Raw genomic sequence first — 18,811 nt, 5'->3', positions numbered from 1 at the left:
GCCCTGACGGACCAAGGCCCCGCATCGCGGGGCCTTTTTCGTGGACGCCGGGAGGTTCAGGACAGGCGGCTGCTGTCGAAGCCCACCCGCACCGCACCCCAGTGGCGGTCGCCCAGGAAGATCGGCATCGACATGTCGTTGATCACCTCGCCGGTGTCGCGCAGGTAGGTCTGGAACAGGAAGGGCTTCTGGTTCGCCGCCAGCTTCTGCCCCACCGGGTCGTCGAAGATGCGCTTGTGGCGGCTGCGCAGCAGGTCCTGCGCCGGATCGCCCGTGGGGGGCTGGGAGAACACCTTGTTGTGCGCCGGGGCGTAGCCCTGGGCGTCCACCGCCAGCGCATAGACGCAGCCGCCCAGCGAGCCCAGCACGGCGTCGTACAGCGCCTGCAGCTCGGCCTCCACCGCCTGGTCGTAGCTGGTGTGGAAACGCGGCGGGTTGGACTGCTCGATCCGCTGGTAACGCCGGTCGAACACGTCCAGACCCTTGGCACCGTGGCGGCGCAGGACCTCCGCCACGTCGCGGCGCAGCCGGGTGGTGGCCTGCACCAGCTCGTCAAAGGTGGTGCCGCCGGTGCGGAATTCGGCCAGCACGCCCTGCATGTCCTCGGTGCCCAGGCGCAGCTCATCCACCCGGTGGGCGGCGTCGTCCATCAGCCGGTGCACCTGCTCGGCCGAGCCGGCGACGGCCTCGATGCGCTGGTTCATCTCGCGGTTGACGCTGGCCAGGTCCTGGATCGAGCCGGCGATCTGCTCGACGGTGCTGGTCATCGCCCGGAAATCGCGCATGAAATGGCCGAAGCGGTCGGCAGTGCTGCCGACCTCACCCACCGAATGCTCCACGCCCTCGCGGATCTGCTGTGTGCCCACGGTGGTCGATTCCACCAACTGGATCATCCGGGCGCTGCGTTCGCTGATCTCGCGCGTTTCGGCATTCACCCGGGCGGCCAGGCCGCGCACCTCCTGCGCCACGACCGAGAAGCCGCGCCCGGCCTCGCCGGCCCGCGCGGCCTCGATGGCGGCGTTCAGCGCCAGCAGGTTGGTCTGCATCGCGATGCCCTGGATGACGCCGCCGATGCTCTCGATCGCCTTGGCGCCCTCGGCCAGTTCGCGCACCGTGCCGGCGAAGGTGGCCACGGTCGCCTCGATCTCGCTCATGCGAGCGCGCACCCGCTCCAGTTCGTCCATCGACTGGACGGCCGCACTGAGGTTGCGGCCCGACATGTCGGCAATCTCCTGCGCGCCGCACTCGACCAGCCCGGACAGCTCGGTGACCCGCTGCGCCGAGACCGCCAGTGCCTGCGCATCCTCACGCTGCTGACCGGCGCGCTGGGCGCTCAGGTCCACGTGCTTCTTCAGATGGGCCGCATTGATCGCGGTGCGGATGCTGCCACCGCGGGCGATCAGCACCAGCTCGCGGATGCGGGCCAGGAACCGGCCCAGCGTGCGGCCCAGTGCACTCAGCGGGTTGACCGAGGTGTTCAAGGGCACCGCACCCCGGATGATGGCGGCCATCTTGCCCCGGGAGGTGATCGGCCCCACGGGCCAGCGCCAGGTGATCTTCACAAACCGTCTCCTGCAGTGTGTCGACGCCGCTGCAGCCTGATCGGCGGCTGGCCACGTTGCGTGCAGGATGGTGGCCGAAGCCGGCCGCCCGGAAGCCCGGAAATGCGGCGCCGCAGCGGGGCAGTTCCCTCCGGCGGGCCGGCACTGCACCAGAACGGGACAGTTCAGCGGGTTTTTTCGGTGGATTCCCGCTGCGCGTCCCATCGCAGCATCGGGGATGTCACTGTGCGGAGAGACACGTACGCCACTGAACCATGCTGCAGTGCACAATAGAGCCTTGGATGTCAGCGTCCTCTCAGCGAGGCGGGTGCATCATGCCGTCCGACCCTTGACGTCTCTCAAGTCATTCCTGGAGCCACCGCGATGCTGTATCAACTCTACGAAACCCAGCGTGCCCTGATGGCACCGTTCTCCGAGTTCGCCAGCGCCTCGGCCAAGCTGTACAGCCACCCGCTGTCGCCCTTCACCCACACCCCGATGGCCCAGCGCGTGGCCGCCGGCCTGGACCTGATGCACCGTCTGGCCAAGGAGTACGAGAAGCCCGAGTTCGGCATCAAGACGGTCAAGGTCGACAACGTCGACGTCGCGGTGCAGGAGCAGGTGGTCATCGACAAGCCCTTCTGCCGCCTGATCCGCTTCAAGCGCTTCACCGACGACCCCACCGCCCTGGCCGACATGAAGCAGCACCCGCTGGTGCTGGTGGTGGCGCCACTGTCGGGGCACCACTCCACGCTGCTGCGCGACACCGTGCGCAGCCTGCTGCAGGACCACAAGGTGTTCATCACCGACTGGACCGACGCCCGCATGGTGCCCACCGAGGTGGGCCCGTTCCACCTGAACGACTACGTCGCCTATGTGCAGGAGTTCATCCGTCACATCGGCCCCGAGGTGAATGTCATCTCGGTCTGCCAGCCCACGGTGCCGGTGCTGGCCGCGGTGTCGCTGCTGGCCACCCACGGCGAAGCCACGCCGCGCACCATGACCATGATGGGCGGCCCGATCGACGCCCGCAAGTCGCCCACCGCGGTCAACAACCTGGCGATGAACAAGAGCCATTCCTGGTTCGAGAACAACGTCATCTACCGCGTGCCGCCGAACTTCCCCGGCGCCGGCCGCCGTGTCTACCCCGGCTTCCTGCAGCACACCGGCTTCGTGGCGATGAACCCCGACCGCCACCTGAACTCGCACTACGACTACTTCCTGGACCTGGTCCGCGGCGATGACGACTCGGTCGATTCGCACCGCCAGTTCTACGACGAGTACAACGCCGTGCTGGACATGCCCGCCGAGTACTACCTGGAAACCATCAAGACCGTGTTCCAGGACTTCGCCCTGGTCAACGGCACCTGGGTGGTCAAGGGCACCACGGTGCAGCCGGCCGACATCAGCACCACCGCGCTGCTGACGGTGGAAGGCGAGCTGGACGACATCTCCGGCGCCGGCCAGACCAAGGCCGCGCATGAGCTGTGCACCGGCATCCCCAAGGAGCGCCAGTTCCACTATGACGTGGCCGGCGCGGGCCACTACGGCATCTTTTCGGGCCGCCGCTGGCGCGAGATGGTCTACCCGGAGGTCCGCCGCTTCATACAGCGTTTCAACGAGGACGCCAACAAGCTGGACCTGCCCGGCCGCAAGCCGGCCAAGCCGTCTGCCACACCGGCGGCCACGCCAGCGGCGACGAAGGTCGCCAAGCCTGCCGCCAAGCGTTCCAGGCCGGCGACCGTGAAGCCGGCCGAGTTGGCGGCGCCGGCCCAGCCGGCTGTCCAGGCCAGCGCCCAGCCTGCCACCAAAGCGCCTCGCAAGGTCCCCGCCAAGGCCACGCGCAAGACCGCACGCGGCTGAGTGCCGTCAAGCCCGGGCGCCCGCGGCTCGCGGGATAATCCGGTGCGTGAACCTGCCAGACCCCCACGGGGCCGCGCCTGACGCGGCCCCGCCTGTTTCCGGCCTGCCCCCGGCCCCGATCGGCCGCGACCAGTTGCCCCCGCTCGACGACGCCGGCCAGGCGCTGGCGCGGCGCATCGATGCCGTCCTGCCGCAGACCCAGTGCACCCGCTGCGGCTACCGCGACTGCGCCACCTACGGCCACGCGATCGCCGCCGGCGAGGCGGCGATCAACCAGTGCCCGCCCGGCGGTGCCCAGGGGATTGCCCGGCTGTCAGAGGTGACCGGACGGCCGGTGATCACGCTGAACATCGAGCATGGCCCGGAGCGGCCGCGCGCCGTGGCGGTGATCGACGAGGCCTGGTGCATCGGCTGCACGCTGTGCATCAAGGCCTGCCCGGTCGATTGCATCCTGGGCGCCTCCAAGCGCATGCACACCATCGTCGAAGCCGACTGCACCGGCTGTGAGCTGTGCGTGCCGGCCTGCCCGGTGGACTGCATCTCGATGGAGGCCGTCACCACGCCCCGCACCGGCTGGGACGCCTGGAGCCCCGAGCTGGCCCAGCAGGCGCGCCAGCGCTACGCCTTCCACCAGTTCCGCGTCGTGCGCGACAAGCAGGAGAACGACGCCCGGCTGGCCGCCAAGGCGGCGCACAAGCTGGCCGACCTGGAGAACCAGTCGCTGCACACCGACCCCGACGTTCTGGCCAGGAAGCGCGCCGTGATCGAAGCCGCCATGGCCCGTGCCAAGGCCCGCCAGGACGGTGGCGGATGACGCGCTGGCAGGCCAATGGCCTTCTGCTGCTGGCGTCGGTGATCTGGGGTTCGGCCTTCGTCGCGCAGGTGCTGGGCATGGACGGTGTCGGTCCCCTGGCCTTCACCGGCCTGCGTTTCCTGCTGGGCGCTGCGGTGGTGGCGCCGCTGGCCTGGCGCGAGTGGGGCCAGCTGCGCGCCCGGGACCACCGCCCCGGTGCCCGCGAGTGGCGCCATGTGGGCCTGCTGGGCGCATTGCTGACCGCCGGCGTGGTGATGCAGCAGTTCGGCCTGATGGCCACCACGGTCACCAACGCCGGCTTCCTGACGGCCCTGTACGTACCGCTGGTGCCGATCATCGCCTGGCTGGTGCACCGTGAACGTCCCGACTGGATCGTCTGGCCCGCCGCGCTGGGCTGCCTGACCGGCACCTGGCTGCTGGCCGGCGGCGCCACGCTGGACATCGGCCGCGGCGACGCCTGGGTGATCGCCAGCAGCCTGCCCTGGGCCTTCCATGTGCTGTGGGTGGGCCGCGTCGCCAACCGCATGCGCGGCGCCTACCTGCTGGCCTGCGCGCAGTTCCTGGTCTGCGGTCTGGTGGCCACCGCCGCCGGACTGGCCCTGGAGCCGGTCAGCTGGGACGGCCTGCGGGTGGCCGCCGGCGCGATCGCCTACACCGGCGTGCTGTCGGTGGGCGTGGCCTTCACGCTGCAGGTGGTGGGCCAGCGCCATGCGCCGCCGGCCGATGCGGCCATCCTGCTGTCGTCCGAGACCCTGTTCGCCGCCCTGTTCGGCGCCTGGCTGATGGGCGACCGCCTGGGCCCGGCCGGCCTGGCCGGTTGTGCCACCATCCTGGGCAGCATCCTGCTGGTCCAGCTCCACCCCCTGCTTGCCGCCCGCCGCCGATGATGACGCCCGCCCAGGTCGAGACCTTCTTCGCCACGCTGCAGCGGGCCAACCCGCATCCCGAGACCGAACTCGCCTTCACCAACGTGTTCGAGTTGCTGGCCGCGGTGCTGCTGTCGGCGCAGGCCACCGACGTCAGCGTCAACAAGGCCACGCGCGCCCTCTTCGCCCGCGCGCCCACGCCCGGAAAGATGCTGGCGCTGGGGGTCGAGCAGGTCGAGCGGCACATCCAGACCATCGGCCTGTTCCGCACCAAGGCGAAAAACCTGGTCGCCACGTGCCGCATCCTGGTCGAGCAGCACGGCGGCCGGGTGCCGCGCAGTCGCGAGGCCCTGGAGGCGCTGCCCGGCGTCGGCCGCAAGACCGCCAACGTGGTGCTCAATGTCGCGTTCGGCGAGCCGACGATGGCGGTGGACACCCACATCTTCCGGGTCTCCAACCGCACCGGGCTGGCGCCCGGCAAGGACGTGCTGGCGGTGGAGCAGGCCCTGCTCGAACGCGTGCCGCCCGCCTACCGGGTCGACGCCCACCACTGGCTGATCCTGCACGGGCGCTATGTCTGCACCGCGCGGTCGCCGCAGTGCAGCCGCTGCCAGGTGCATGCGGTGTGCGAGCGCCGCGGCCTGTGATGCGCACGGCCGGGCCACGCCCGCCGCCGTGTGACGACGGCATGAACTGACCGCCACCGGGCTGGCTTTTCCGGCCATCGCGGCGGCACCGGGCTGTCACGATGAGCCCATGTTCCGCCGTACCCCCACCCCTTCCGCGCCCGCAGGCCGTTGGCTGGCCCGCCTGATGGGCTGGCGCCCGGCCACCGCGCCTTCCAGCACCCTGGCCCGGATGGATGTCCGGCCACCGGCGCGCTGGGGGCAGGCCGATTCGGTCTGGCAATCGCTGTGGCAGTGGCTGCGCGAGGACGCCCAGACCGCGGAACCCCACCCCGGACCCAAGCTCACGCTGGCCCGGCAGGACTTCTGCACCGCCCTCAACGGCCTGCTCACCCGCGACGCCCAGGACCTGCGCCAGCGCGCCGCCCATGCCCGCTCGCTGCGCGAGCTGTGGCATCTGCGCGCCGAGCTCTACGGCCTGATCGCCCGCCACCTGGACCAGCGCGAGGCCGAACGCCGCCTGGTCGCGGTGAACCGCCACTTTCCTGTCGACACCCGGGCTGTGGCCCAACGGAGCGCGCTTCCCCATGGACACGACCACGCTGCCTGACACGGGCTCGGATGCCGCCATCGTCGCCACGGCGCTGGCCGGCCTGCCCGGTGACCGCCTGGCCCGGCTGGCTGCCCGCCGCGCCTTTGTCGACCTGAAGACCATGTTCATGCGGGCCGTCGAGCCCTTGCAGGACCGCAAGGGCCAATGGCTGCAGGAAAAGGTCCGCCTGGCCACCGACCCGATGGACCTGTGGCTGCTGCGCGGCCCGGTGCTGGCCGCCCAGTCCGGCAACAGCGCCGACGCACTGGCCCTGCGCGCCGAGCTCTACCGCGCGATCGATGGCGTCTTCCCCCAGGCCTTCGGCAGCTCGCACCTGATGCCCGGTGTGCCCCCGGCGGGTGTGCCCATGCCCAGCCTGGACGCCGCACGCAACACGCGCCAGATGCCCCTGCGCTGAGCGGTCGGCCCGCGTCCCCGGTGCACAATCGGGGACGTGAACATCATCATCCTTGACGACTACCAGGATGCGGTGCGCAAGCTGCGCTGCGCGACCAAGCTGAACGATCTGCAGGCCAAGGTGTTCACCAACACCGTCAAGGGCCTGGGCCAGCTGTCGGTGAGGCTGCGCGACGCCGAGGTCCTGGTCGCCATCCGCGAGCGCACCACCTTCAACCGCCAGCTGCTGGAGAAGCTGCCGCGCCTGCGCCTGATCGCCCAGACCGGCCGTGTCGGGCCGCACATCGACGTCGCCGCCTGCACGCGGCTGGGCATCGCGGTGGCCGAAGGCGTGGGTTCGCCGCACGCGCCGGCCGAGCTCACCTGGGCCCTGATCATGGCGGCCATGCGCCGCCTGCCCCAGTACATCGGCAACCTCAAGCATGGCGCCTGGCAGCAGGCCGGGCTGAAGTCGCAGTCGATGCCGCCCAATTTCGGCCTGGGCATGCTGCTCAAGGACAAGGTGCTGGGCATCTGGGGCTACGGCAAGATCGGCGCGCTGGTCGCCGGCTACGGCCGCGCCTTCGGCATGGAGGTGCGGGTCTGGGCCAGCGGCGACAGCCGCCAGCGCGCCCGCGACGATGGCTACGGCGTGTTCGAAGCCCGCGAGGCGCTGTTCGAGCAGTCCGACGTGCTCACCGTGCACCTGCGCCTGGCCGACACCACGCGCCACCTGGTCACCTCGGCCGACCTGGCGCGGATGAAGCCGACCAGCCTGTTCGTCAACACCTCGCGCGCCGAGCTGGTCGAGGACAGCGCACTGGTGGCGGCGCTCAACCGTGGGCGGCCCGGCATGGCCGCTGTCGATGTCTTCGAGACCGAACCGATCCTGCAAGGCCACCCGCTGCTGCGCCTGGAGAACGCGATCTGCACGCCGCACATCGGCTATGTCGAGCAGGACAGCTACGAGCAGTACTTCGGGGCGGCGTTCGACAACGTCGTCAACTTCGTCCAAGGCACGCCGACCAACATCGTCAACCCCGAGGCGCTGAAGGTCCTGCGGTGAGCGACGCCGCACTGCGCCGGGCCAGCTGGTCGCTGCTGGCCGGCAATTTCGCCATCGGCTGCGGCGTGATGGTGGTGGCCGGCTCGCTGAACGACCTGACGCGCTCGCTGCAGGTCAGCGTGGCCGCCGCCGGGCAGCTGATCACGGTGGCGGCGCTGGCCATGTCGCTGGGCGCGCCGATCCTGGCCGCGCTGTGCGCGGGCTGGGACCGCCGGCGCCTGCTGGCGCTGGCCCTGGCCTGGTACGCGCTGGGCCACGCCGCCAGCGCGCTGATGCCCGACTACGCGGCGCTGCTGCCGGTGCGGGCGCTGTCGGTGCTGGCCGCCGCGGTGTTCACGCCGCAGGCCGCCGCGGCGATCGCCTGGATGGCGCCGCCCGAGCGACGCGGCCGGGCCATCACCTTCGTCTTCCTGGGCTGGTCGGTGGCCTCGGTGCTGGGCATGCCGCTGCACAGCTTCATCGGCGAGACCTTCGGCTGGCGCTGGGCCTTCGGGCTGGTGACCCTGCTGTCGGCACTGTCGGCCTGGGCGGTCTGGCGCGCGGTGCCCGAAGGCGTGCGCCCGCCCAGCCTGGGCCTGGACCAGTGGCGCGAGCTGCTGACCCACCCGGTGCTGATGGCCATGGTGGCGGTCACCGCGCTGTCGGGCTCCGGCCAGTTCACGCTGTTCGCCTACTTCGCGCCCTTCTACCGCCAGGTGCTGCAGGCGGACGCGGCGCAGATCAGTGCCCTCTTCTTCTGGTTCGGCGGTTTCGGCTTGCTGGGCAATGTGCTGCTGAGCCGCCATGTCGACCGCGTCGGCGCCGGCCGTGCGGTGGCCTGGTCGCTGGCGGGCATGGCCCTGAGCATGGCCCTGTGGCCGCTGGCCGGCCAGCTGTGGCTGATGCCGCTGGTGCTGCTGCCCTGGGCGCTGACCGGCTTCGCCAGCAATTCGGCCCAGCAGGCCCGGCTGAGCCAGGCGGCTCCGGCGCTGGCACCGGCGCTGATGGCGCTGAACACCTCGGCCATCTACCTGGGCCAGGCGCTGGGCGCTGGCGGCGGCGGCGCGGTGGTGGCGGCCAGCCTGGCGGCCGGTCAGCCCCCTTATGTGCGCCTGCACTGGATCGCGCTGGCCTGGATGCTGGCCGCGATGGCGCTGAGCCACTGGGTGTCCCGACGCATCGCCCGGGACCCGACCCATGTCTGAAGCCCGTGCCCGCCCGCGGGGTCTGCGGGATGTCTTCCTGGCCTTCACCCGGCTATCGCTGATGGGTTTCGGCGGGGTGCTGCCGATCGCCCAGCGCGAACTGGTCGACCGCCTGGGCTGGCTCACGGCCGCCGAGTTCGCCGAGTTGCTGTCCGTCGGCCAGGTGCTGCCCGGGCCGAACGTGGTGAACTTGTCACTGATGGTGGGCGACCGCTGGTTCGGCCTGCGCGGCGCGCTGGCGGCGGTGGCCGGCATGCTGGTGGTGCCCACGGCCCTGGTCCTGGCGCTGGCGGCGCTGTACCAGGGCTTGGCCGACCAGCCGGCGGTGGTGGGCGCAGTGCGCGGCATGGGGGCGGTGTCGGCCGGCCTGATCTTCGCCATGGGCCTGAAGCTGCTGCCCACGCTGGCGCGCAACCCGCTGGGCCGCGCGCTGTGGGTACCGCTGGCGGCCCTGACGCTGCTGCTGGTGGGCGTGCTGCGCTGGCCGCTGGTGGCGGTGCTGCCGCTGGTGGGCCTGCTGGGTCTGGGCCTGGCCTGGTGGCGCCTGGGACAGGAGGACGACCGGTGATCGACACCCTGCCCTGGCTGTTCCTGCACTGCCTGACGCTGTCGCTGCTGGCCATCGGCGGCGCGGTGGCCACCGTGCCCGAGTTGCACCGCCATGTGGTGATCGAACACGGCTGGCTCAGCGATGCCGACTTCACCGGCTCGGTGGCCCTGGCCCAGGCCGCGCCGGGCCCCAACCTGCTGTTCGTCGCCGTGGTGGGCTACAACGTGGCCGGGCTGGCCGGCGCGCTGGCGGCGATGAGCGGCATGCTGCTGCCCAGCACGGTGCTGACGCTGGTGGTCTCGCGCTGGGGCTCGCGCCGCCGCGACACCCGCGGCGTGCGCGCCTTCGTGGCCGGCCTGGCGCCGGTGACGCTGGGCCTGGTGCTGGCCACCGGCTGGCTGCTGGCGCGCCCCACCTTGCAGCAACCGGCAGCCTGGCTGCTGGTGCTGGGCACGGTGCTGCTGGCCTGGCGCACCAAGCTCAACCCGCTGTGGCCGATCGCGGCCGGCGCGCTGGCGGGCGCGCTGGGCTGGGTCTGAGCGGGCTCAGTGCGGGTTGTCGAAGAAGACGTACTGGACATAATCGCCCAGCTCGAAATACACCCGCTTCTCGCCCTCGTCGACCTTGCCGTTGAGGTTCTCGTCGAGCACACCGTAGCCGAAGCGGTAGTGGCGCGGCAGGTTGTCGTCGGTGCCCAGTGCGGTGCTGAGCTTGTCGATCTTCAGGAAGCGCTTGACCACCTGGTTGCCGGCGTAGATCTCCAGCACGCCGTCGGTGCCGGTCCAGTTCTGGATCTCGCGCTTGATCTGGTTCTGCTTTTCCTGGGTGCAGCCGGCCACAGCCAGCAGCGCCACCAGGGCCAGCGCAAGGGCCTTGCTCATCGGGTGTCCTCGTCCTTGGTACCAAAGATCTTGTCGCCGGCATCGCCCAGGCCGGGGATGATGTAGCCGTGCTCGTTGAGGTGGCTGTCGATCGAGGCGGTCCAGCAGCGCACCTCGGGATGGGCCTTCTCCAGCGCCGCGATGCCCTCCGGCGCCGCCACCAGCACCAGCGCGCGGATGTCCTTGCAGCCGCGGCGCTTGAGCAGGTCAATCGTGGCGATCATCGAGCCGGCGGTGGCCAGCATCGGGTCGATGATCAGCGCGGTGCGCTCGTCCAGGTGGCCGACGAACTTCTCGAAGTAGTTCACCGGCTGCAGCGTTTCGTGGTCGCGCGCCAGGCCGACCACGCTGACCTTGGCGTTGGGGATCATGTCCAGCACGCCGTCGAGCATGCCCAGGCCGGCGCGCAGGATGGGCACCACCGTGACCTTGCGGCCGGCGATCTGGTCCACCTCGACCGGTCCGCTCCAGCAGTCGATCGTCACCTTGCCCAGCGGAAAGTCGGCCGTGGCCTCATAGGCCAGCAGGCGGGCCAGCTCGCCGGTGAGCTCGCGGAACTTCTTGGTCGAGATGTCTGCTTCGCGCAGCAGTCCGACCTTGTGGCGGACCAGCGGGTGGGGAACGGCAATGACGGGCATGGCGGCGTGGATCCGGGGGGCAGCGGCGGCCGGGCCGGCCGCCTGCGCCGGATTGTGGCCCTAAAGTGGTCGCCGGATCGGTCGATGACCGCGTTGAGCCGCACCAGATCGCGATCATGCCGACCTCGACCGACGACACCACCCTGCCCGCCGCCAGCATCCTGCTGGTCGACGACGAGCCCTCGGTGCTGAGCGCACTGCGCCGGCTGCTGCGCCCGCATGGCTACCGCCTGCAGCAGGCCACCTCGGGGGCCGAGGCGCTGGCGCTGCTGCGCGAGGCGCCGGTGGACCTGATCATCTCGGACATGCGCATGCCCGGCATGGACGGCGCGCAGTTCCTGGAGGCCTCGCGCGAGCCCGCCCCCGAAGCGGTGCGCATCCTGCTGACCGGCTACGCCGACATCTCGTCCACCGTGCAGGCGATCAACCGCGGCGAGCTGCACCGATACATCCAGAAGCCCTGGGACGACCAGGACATCCTGCTGATCGTGCGCCAGGCGCTGGAACGCCAGGGCCTGGAGCGGCGCAACCGCCAGCTGTCGGCCGAGAACGCCCGCCGCAACGAGGAACTGCGCCAGCTCAACGCCAGCCTCGAGGCCCGGGTCAAAGCCCGCACCGCCGAGATCGAGCAGATCAACGACATGCTCGAGAAGGCCTACGAGGAGCTCAACGAGAACTTCAAGCTGGCCGTCAACCTCTTCTCCGGCCTGATGGAGGCCCGCGAGGGCGGCATGGCCGGCCATGGCCGACGGGTGGCCGACCTGTCGCGCCGCGTGGCCATCAAGCTGGGGCTGTCCGAACGTGACCGTGAGGACGTCTACCTCGCCGCGCTGCTGCACGACCTGGGCAAGATGGGCTTCCCCGACGGCATGCTGCGCCGCCCGGTGTCGGTCTACAACCCCGAAGAGCTGGCCCGCTACCGCAAGCACCCGCTGGACGGCGAGGCCGCCCTGATGCCGCTGGCCAAGATGCACGGCGTGGCGCGCATGGTGCGCCAGCACCACGAACGCTACGACGGCAAGGGCTTTCCGGACGGCGTGGTGGGCGACGAGATCGTCCTGGGCGCCCGCATCATCGCCGCGGCCAGCGACTACGACGGCATGGTCACGGGCAGCCTGACCGAAAACGCCTACGGCCCGGATGCCGCGATGCAGTCCCTGCGCGGCAGCGCCGGCACCCGCTACGACCCCCGGGTGGTGGAAGCGCTGGAACAGGCCCTGGCCGAGCAGGCCCGCGAGATCAACACCGACCGCAAGGTCGACGTGCGCGAGTTGCAGCCTGGCATGGTGCTGGCGCGTGACCTGCTGTCGTCCAAGGGCGCCATCCTGCTGGCCGCCGGCTATGTGTTCGAGCCACGGGTGATCCGCCAGGTCAACGAGTTCGCCCAGCGCGAGGGCCTGCGCCTGAGCCTGTTCATCCGTGCCGAGTCCAGCACCCCGCACTTCGTCCGCCCGGCCCTGCCCGCCGTGGCCACCTCCTGATGAGCGACCTGCACCTGCCCTTTGCCGACGAGTTGCTCGCGCGCAGCCTGATCGATGCCCTGCCGGTGCCCGCCGCGCTGCACCGCGGCGACGCCTTGCTGGCTGCCAACACCGCGCTGCAGCGCCTGAGTGGCCTGGACGAGGACGCACTGCGCGCACTGCCGGCCGCCCAGCTGCTGGTCGAGACCGACCGCGCCGCACTGCAGGCCGCCGCCCGGGCCAGCCTGGCCGGACAGGAAACCCCCGCGCTGGCCAGCACCCTGCTGACGCGCGACGCCAGCGAGCGCCAGGTCGAGATCACCCAGCGCCTGGTCGTGCTGGGCGGCCAGCCGACGGTGCTGCTGACCTGCATCGACCACTCCGACATCCACCATGTGCAGAGCAGCCTGTTCGGCCTCAGCGACATGCTGCGTCAGATCGTCGACCACGCCCCGCTGGCCACCTTCGTGCTGGACATGAACCACCGGGTCACCCACTGGAACGCCGCCTGCGCCAGCCTGACCGGCAAGCCGGCCCATGAGATGATCGGCCGCACCGACACTTGGCGGGCCTTCTACCCCACCGAGCGCCCCCTGATGGCCGACCTGGTGGTGGACGGCCTGAGTGGCCCCGAGCTGATGGCGCGTTACGGCGAGGCCGCCCAGCCGTCCAAGCTGGTGCCGGGCTTCTGCGAGGTCGAGGCCTTCTTCGGCGATCTGGGCGAGACCGGGCGCTGGATCTTCTTCACCGCGGCGCCGCTGCGCAACGCCCAGGGCGAGATCATTGGCGCCGTCGGGTCGATGCAGGACATCACCACCCGCAAGCAGGCCGAGGAAGAGCTGATGTGCCACCGCAACCAGCTCGAGCTGCTGGTGGAGGCACGCTCGCAGGAGCTGGAAGCCAGCATGCAGGCGCTGGAGGCCTTCGTCGACAACGCGCCGATCGGTGTCAGCTACGTGCGTGCGCACCGCATCGAGCGCTGCAACCGGGCGATGGAGCAGATGTTCGGCATGGCCGAGGGCAGCGCGGTGGGCCGCGACACACCGTCGCTGTTCGGCAGCCCGGCCGAGTTCAAGTCCTTCCTGGCTGTGGCCGGGCCGGAGCTGCTGGCCGGCCGGCCCACGCACCAGGAGCAGTGGCTGCGCCGTGTTGACGGCGAGCGCATCTGGGTGCAGATGAACGCCTTCATGCCCGACCCCAAGGACCCCGAGTGGGGCTCCTGGTGGATGGTGCAGGACCGCACCGAGGTGCGCGCCGCCCAGGACGAGCTGCGCGAGCAGTTCGAGCGCGTGCGCGACACCAACCGCAAGCTCGAGGAAGCGCAGAACCAGCTGCTGCAGTCCGAGAAGATGGCCTCGATCGGCCAGCTCGCCGCGGGCGTGGCCCACGAGATCAACAACCCGATCGGCTTCGTCAGCTCCAACCTGAACACGCTGCGCCAGTACGTCAACGACATCCTGCGGCTGGTGGACACCGGCAAGGCCGCGATCGACCAGCTGCCCAACGAGCCGCTGCTCGACCCGGTGCGCCAGATGCGTGACGAGATCGAGATCGACTACCTGCGCGAGGACCTGCCGCAGCTGCTCGACGAGAGCGCCGATGGCCTGAGCCGGGTCAAGAAGATCGTCCAGGACCTGAAGGATTTCTCCCGCGTCGACCAGTCCGAATGGCAGGAGGCCGACCTCAACGCCGGCCTGGAATCCACGCTGAACGTGGTGCGCAACGAGGTCAAGTACAAGGCCGACGTGGTCAAGTCCCTGGGCTCGTTGCCGGCGGTGCGCTGCCTGGCAGGCCAGCTCAACCAGGTCTTCATGAACCTGATCGTCAACGCCTCGCACGCCATCAGCGGCCACGGCACGATCACGCTGTCCAGCGGCACCCAGGACGCCTGGGCCTGGATCCAGGTGGACGACACCGGCTGCGGCATGTCGGACGAGGTGCGCCGACGCATCTTCGAGCCCTTCTACACGACCAAGGAGGTCGGCAAGGGCACGGGTCTGGGCCTGTCGCTGGCCTTCTCGATCGTCCAGCGCCATGCCGGCGCGATCCAGGTGCGCTCGACACCGGGCGTGGGCAGCGCGTTCAGGGTGTGGGTGCCGATCGCCGGTCCCGAGTCGGTGCCGCCCGGCAGCCAGCCCCCCGCCTGGAGCTGAGGCCATGACCACCGCCACCGACATCCTGTTGGACGAACCCCTGGCGGACATGCTGCGCCAGTGCGAGTCACTGTGCCAGGCGGGGAGCTTCGTCGTCAGCGGCCCCGACTGGCGCGTGCGGCCCTCGGCCGGCCTGCTGACCCTGCTGGGTCTGCCAGCCCAGGCACCCGACCAGCCTCTGGACACGCTGACCTGGGTGCCCGAGGCCGAGCGCAAGCTGCTGGCCCACCTGTGGCGCAACGCCCAGCCCGGGACGGTCTTCGACCTGCGGCACACCGTGCTGACGGCCGACGGCCGGCGCCTGCAGGTGCTGCACCGCGGCCTGCTGCGCCGTGCCGCCAGCGAGCCGGACGGCCCCTCGGGCTTCGCGGTGCTGCACGACGTGACCGCGCAGCGCGAGGCCGAGGAGCGCCTGCACGCGCTGTCCAACGCCAACGAGACCACCGGTCTGCCCAACCGCGCCTGGCTGCTGCAGAAGCTGGACATCGCGGTCAGTGCCAGCAGCTGGGACCAGCGCGGCTTCAGCGTGCTGTCGATCGACGTGCCGCGCATCGCCGAGCTGGCCAGCTCGATGGGCTTCGGCGCCGCCGACGCCCTGGCCGGCGCGCTGGCCGCCCGTCTGCGGGCGCTGCGCTCGCGCGACGAGTTCGTCGCCCAGATGGGCAGCAGCGAGTTCGCGCTGGTGATCCGTCATCCGACGGGCCTGCCGCGCGAGACCATCGAGGCCCGCGCCCGCGCCGTGATCGATGCGCTTGAACAGCCGGTGCGGCTGGGCCGGGTGGATGTGCACCCGCGCTGCCGCATCGGTGTGGCCGCCTACCCCGATGACGGCCCGGCCGGCCCACGCGTGCTGGAAGCCGCGCAGACCGCGCGCGCCGATGCCGGCACCACCACGCCCATTTCCTTCCACACCGAGGACGCCGACGAGCGCAACCTGCGTGCGCTGGCGCTGGAGAACGAGCTGCGCCACGCCCTGGAGCACGGCGAGTTCCGGCTGCACTACCAGCCCCAGGTCAGCCTGCAAGGCGGCGAGATCTGTGGCGTCGAGGCACTGCTGCGCTGGTTCCGGGCCGACGGCAGCAGCGTCGCGCCCAGCGAGTTCCTGCCGGTGGCCGAGCGCTCCGGCCTGGTGGCCGCGATCGGCGACTGGGTGCTGCGCGAGGCTTGCCGCCAGGCCGTGGCCTGGCGCCAGGCTGGCGTGCCGGCCACACGCATCGCGATCAACCTGTCGCCGGTGCAGTTCCAGGTGGGCGACGTCGCCCAGAGCATCCGCAGCGCGATGGACCTCAGTGGCGCCCGGGCCGCCGACCTGGGTCTGGAGCTGACCGAGAGCGCGCTGTTGCACGACGGTGACCGCGTGGCCGACACGCTGGGCGCGCTGCAGGCCAGCGGGCTGGAGATCTCGCTGGACGATTTCGGCACCGGCTTCTCCAGCCTCAGCCGCCTGCGGCAGCTGCCGATCGACGTGCTGAAGATCGACCGCAGCTTCGTCCAGGATGTCACCACATCCGCCGAAGCGGCCTCGGTGGTGCGCTCGATCATCAACCTGGCCCACGGCCTGAAAGTGCGCGTGCTGGCCGAGGGGGTCGAGACCGAAGGACAGCTGCGCCTGCTGGCCAGCGCCGGCTGCGACGCCATCCAGGGCTACTTTTTCAGTCCCCCGGTGGACGCCGACACGCTGGCCACGATGCTGCGCACGCGCCGCCAGTTGCCGGCCGAGCTGGCCGGCACCCGCACCCGCTCGCGCACGCTGCTGCTGGTCGATGACGAGGAGAACATCCTGTCCTCGCTGCGCCGCCTGTTCCGGCGCGACGGCTACAAGCTGCTGACCGCCACCAGCGGCGAGCAGGCGCTGGCGCTGCTGGCCACCACCGAGGTGGACGTCATCGTCTCGGACCAGCGCATGCCCGGCATGGTCGGCGTGGATTTCCTGCGCCGCGCCAAGGAGCTGTGGCCCGACACGATCCGCATGACGCTTTCGGGCTTCACCGACCTGCAGACCATCATCGACGCCGTCAACGAGGGCGCGGTCTTCAAGTTCCTGACCAAGCCCTGGGACGACGACCGGCTGCGCGAGCATGTCGCCCAGGCCTTCCGCCAGAAGGAGCTGGCCGACGAGAACCGCCGGCTCACCCAGGCCCTGGCGCGTGCCAGCATCGAGCAGGCCAGCCTGAACCGGCGCATGTCCTCGCTGCTGGCCCAGCAGCGCGAGCAGGCCGAGCTGGTGGAAGCCGGCGCCGGCGGCGTGCGCGACCTGCTGGAGCTGATGCCCGCAGCCGTGCTGGGCATCGACCCCGAGGGCACGCTGGCCTACCTGAACGAGCGTGCCAGCGAACTGTTCCCGCAGGCGCTGGGATCGCTGGGCCTGCCCCCGGCGCCCGAGCTGGCCTCGGTGCTGGCGCAGCTGCGCGGTGGCCAGCCCCAGGGCGTGATCACCCTGGGCGACCAGCAGTGGCGCGGCTGGCTGCGCCACATCGATGGCGCCGAGTTCAACCGCGGCGACCTGCTGGTCCTGCTGCCCTGCTGCACGGAAGCCGCATGAAGCACGCCGATCGCCGGAGGGCCCCGTGAGCGCCACGCTGGAGCTGCCCGACCTGAGCCGCCGCCTGGCGGACCTGCCACCGCTGCCCGCGGCGCTGGCCGAGGTGCTGCAGGCGCTGCGCCAGGGCGGGCTGACGATGGAGCGCTGCATCGCGCTGATCGAGCGCGACCCGTCGCTGGCCGCACGCTGCCTGCGCCTGGCCAACTCGCCGTTCTATGGCCGGCCCGGCCGCATCGGCTCGGTCAGCGGCGCGGTCACCCTGCTGGGTCTGCGCACCGTGAACAACCTGCTGACGGCGGTCACGCTGCAGCAGGCCATCCGTCCCGAACAGTGCCCGGGCTTCGACCTCAACGGCTTCTGGCGCCATGCGATGAACGTGGCGATGACGGCCTCGACCCTCAGCGCCCGGCTGGACCTGGACCCCAGCGAGGCTTTCCTGGCCGGCCTGCTGCACGACATCGGCGAGCTGATGCTGGTGGTGCTGGTGCCCGAGATCGTGGCCGACGTCGAACGCCGGGTGGCCGAGGGCGAGTCCGCCCGCGCGGTGGAACGGCAGCTGCTGGGCACCGACCATGTCGAGGTGGGCTCGGCCGTGGCGCGGCGCTGGAACTTCCCGCCGGCCATCGTCGAGGCCATCGCCGATCACCACCGCGGCTGGCCCGAGGGCACCCAGGCGCCGGGTCTGGCCGCACTGCTGTCGCAAATCCACCAGTTGCTCGGGCCCCTGGAGCGCGGCTGGAGCGCCGAGCAGGCGCTGGCCATGGTGCCGGAAGCCACCTGGCAGGCGCTGCGCTTCGTGCCCGAGGAGCGCAGCGAGATGCTGCTGCGCCTGTCGACCAGCCTGGCGGCGATCGGCCAGGCCTGAGCGGCCGCGCTCAGGGGCGCGCGCGACGCTGGCGCAGCACCTCGTACAGGCAGACCCCGGCCGCCACCGAGACGTTCAGGCTCTCGACCGCGCCGGCCATCGGAATGCTGACCAGCTCGTCGCAGGTCTTGCGGGTGATCTGCCGCAGGCCCTTGCCCTCGGCGCCCAGCACCAGGGCCACCGGGCCGCTCAGGTCCAGGTCGTAGATCGTGCGCTCGGCATCGTCGCTGGTGCCGATGATGCGCAGGCCGCGCTCCTTCATCTCGGTCAGGCTGCGCGCCAAGTTGGTGACCATCAGGTAAGGCACGGTCTCGGCGGCCCCCGAGGCCACCTTGGCCACCGTGGCGTTCAGGCCCACCGCATGGTCCTTGGGCGCGATCACCGCGTGGGCGCCGGCGCCGTCGGCCACGCGCAGGCAGGCGCCCAGGTTGTGCGGGTCGGTCACGCCGTCCAGGGCCAGCAGCAGTGGCGCGATGCCGGCGGCCTCGACGTCCTCCATCACCTCGTCCAGCGAATGGCGCGGCTTGAGCGGCTGCACCCGCGCCACCACGCCCTGGTGGCGCGGCGAGGCGGCCAGGCGGCTGAGCTGCTCGTCGTTGCTCTCCAGCACCCGCACCCCGGCCTCGCGGGCGCGCTCGGCGAAGCTGCGCATGCGCGCGTCACGGCGGGTGGCGTCGAGGTGGATCTCGTCGATCGATTCGGGTGCGGTCTTCAGGCGCACCGTCACGGCATGGAAGCCGTAGAGGGTCTTGCTGGACATGTCGGTGGCCGAAG

The 18,811-nt window shown here is 71.0% G+C and carries 18 protein-coding genes; 14 read left to right on the top strand and 4 right to left on the bottom strand.

Annotation, left to right across the window (positions count from 1 at the left end; all coding sequences use genetic code 11):
- Nucleotides 1-56 precede the first annotated feature (56 nt).
- Entirely contained in the window at nt 57-1,562 is a 1,506-nt protein-coding gene (locus KAK07_RS16930; protein ID WP_310738587.1) for a methyl-accepting chemotaxis protein, read from the bottom strand.
- 363 nt (nt 1,563-1,925) lie between these two features.
- Between KAK07_RS16930 and KAK07_RS16925 the strand changes: the two genes are divergently transcribed.
- The 10 genes from KAK07_RS16925 (at nt 1,926) to KAK07_RS16880 (ending at nt 10,037) form a co-directional block, all read left to right on the top strand.
- A complete protein-coding gene (locus KAK07_RS16925; RefSeq protein ID WP_210862022.1) occupies nt 1,926-3,404 on the top strand; it encodes a polyhydroxyalkanoate depolymerase in 1,479 nt (492 codons plus the stop codon).
- A 133-nt stretch (nt 3,405-3,537) separates the two neighbouring features.
- Nucleotides 3,538-4,218, top strand: coding sequence for an electron transport complex subunit RsxB (gene rsxB, locus KAK07_RS16920; RefSeq protein ID WP_210862124.1), 681 nt, complete (start codon nt 3,538-3,540; stop codon nt 4,216-4,218).
- Nucleotides 4,215-5,105, top strand: a complete 891-nt coding sequence (locus KAK07_RS16915) for a DMT family transporter (protein ID WP_210862020.1) — start codon at nt 4,215-4,217, stop codon at nt 5,103-5,105. The genes rsxB and KAK07_RS16915 overlap by 4 nt, the downstream gene beginning before the upstream one ends.
- Nucleotides 5,105-5,731 (top strand): endonuclease III, encoded by a 627-nt coding sequence (nth, locus tag KAK07_RS16910; RefSeq protein ID WP_210862123.1) that lies wholly within the window; start codon nt 5,105-5,107, stop codon nt 5,729-5,731. Before KAK07_RS16915 ends, nth begins: the two co-directional genes overlap by 1 nt.
- A 109-nt stretch (nt 5,732-5,840) precedes the next feature.
- Nucleotides 5,841-6,320 carry a hypothetical protein gene (locus tag KAK07_RS16905; RefSeq protein WP_210854367.1) on the top strand — a complete coding sequence of 160 codons (480 nt, stop codon included), beginning with the start codon at nt 5,841-5,843 and terminating at the stop codon, nt 6,318-6,320.
- Nucleotides 6,298-6,720, top strand: a complete 423-nt coding sequence (locus KAK07_RS16900; protein ID WP_210854368.1) for a hypothetical protein — start codon at nt 6,298-6,300, stop codon at nt 6,718-6,720. The genes KAK07_RS16905 and KAK07_RS16900 overlap by 23 nt, the downstream gene beginning before the upstream one ends.
- A gap of 36 nt (nt 6,721-6,756) precedes the next feature.
- A complete protein-coding gene (locus tag KAK07_RS16895; protein ID WP_210854369.1) occupies nt 6,757-7,764 on the top strand; it encodes a D-2-hydroxyacid dehydrogenase family protein in 1,008 nt (335 codons plus the stop codon).
- On the top strand, nt 7,761-8,948 hold the full coding sequence (locus KAK07_RS16890; RefSeq protein WP_210854370.1) for an MFS transporter: 1,188 nt from the start codon (nt 7,761-7,763) through the stop codon (nt 8,946-8,948). The genes KAK07_RS16895 and KAK07_RS16890 overlap by 4 nt, the downstream gene beginning before the upstream one ends.
- Entirely contained in the window at nt 8,941-9,516 is a 576-nt protein-coding gene (locus tag KAK07_RS16885; protein WP_210854371.1) for a chromate transporter, read from the top strand. Before KAK07_RS16890 ends, KAK07_RS16885 begins: the two co-directional genes overlap by 8 nt.
- The gene (locus KAK07_RS16880; protein ID WP_310738589.1) at nt 9,513-10,037 is read left to right on the top strand and encodes a chromate transporter; all 525 of its coding nucleotides are present in this window, start codon (nt 9,513-9,515) and stop codon (nt 10,035-10,037) included. Before KAK07_RS16885 ends, KAK07_RS16880 begins: the two co-directional genes overlap by 4 nt.
- 6 nt (nt 10,038-10,043) lie before the next feature.
- Here KAK07_RS16880 and KAK07_RS16875 read toward each other — a convergent pair whose 3' ends face one another.
- Nucleotides 10,044-10,379, bottom strand: coding sequence for a hypothetical protein (locus KAK07_RS16875; protein ID WP_210854373.1), 336 nt, complete (start codon nt 10,377-10,379; stop codon nt 10,044-10,046).
- Nucleotides 10,376-11,017, bottom strand: a complete 642-nt coding sequence (upp, locus tag KAK07_RS16870; protein WP_210854374.1) for a uracil phosphoribosyltransferase — start codon at nt 11,015-11,017, stop codon at nt 10,376-10,378. Before upp ends, KAK07_RS16875 begins: the two co-directional genes overlap by 4 nt.
- Before the next feature lie 116 nt (nt 11,018-11,133).
- On the opposite strand from upp, the gene nosR reads away from it, so the two are divergent.
- From nosR to KAK07_RS16850, 4 genes are read left to right on the top strand one after another with little or no spacing between them, the layout of a single operon-like run.
- A complete protein-coding gene (gene nosR, locus KAK07_RS16865; protein WP_210854375.1) occupies nt 11,134-12,498 on the top strand; it encodes a response regulator c-di-GMP phosphodiesterase, NosR family in 1,365 nt (454 codons plus the stop codon).
- Nucleotides 12,498-14,630 carry a PAS domain-containing sensor histidine kinase gene (locus tag KAK07_RS16860; protein ID WP_210854376.1) on the top strand — a complete coding sequence of 711 codons (2,133 nt, stop codon included), beginning with the start codon at nt 12,498-12,500 and terminating at the stop codon, nt 14,628-14,630. The genes nosR and KAK07_RS16860 overlap by 1 nt, the downstream gene beginning before the upstream one ends.
- Nucleotides 14,631-14,634: 4 nt before the next feature.
- A complete protein-coding gene (locus KAK07_RS16855) occupies nt 14,635-17,172 on the top strand; it encodes an EAL domain-containing protein (RefSeq protein ID WP_210854377.1) in 2,538 nt (845 codons plus the stop codon).
- Between the two features lie 25 nt (nt 17,173-17,197).
- Nucleotides 17,198-18,037 carry an HDOD domain-containing protein gene (locus KAK07_RS16850; RefSeq protein WP_210854378.1) on the top strand — a complete coding sequence of 280 codons (840 nt, stop codon included), beginning with the start codon at nt 17,198-17,200 and terminating at the stop codon, nt 18,035-18,037.
- 10 nt (nt 18,038-18,047) lie between these two features.
- Here the strand turns inward: KAK07_RS16850 and rlmB are convergent, their stop codons facing one another.
- Entirely contained in the window at nt 18,048-18,797 is a 750-nt protein-coding gene (rlmB, locus tag KAK07_RS16845; RefSeq protein ID WP_210854379.1) for a 23S rRNA (guanosine(2251)-2'-O)-methyltransferase RlmB, read from the bottom strand.
- Nucleotides 18,798-18,811 lie beyond the last annotated feature (14 nt).

The organism is Ideonella alba (assembly GCF_018069875.1).
Lineage (GTDB): Bacteria > Pseudomonadota > Gammaproteobacteria > Burkholderiales > Burkholderiaceae_C > Ideonella > Ideonella alba.
This window is presented reverse-complemented; position numbering and strand designations above follow the sequence as displayed.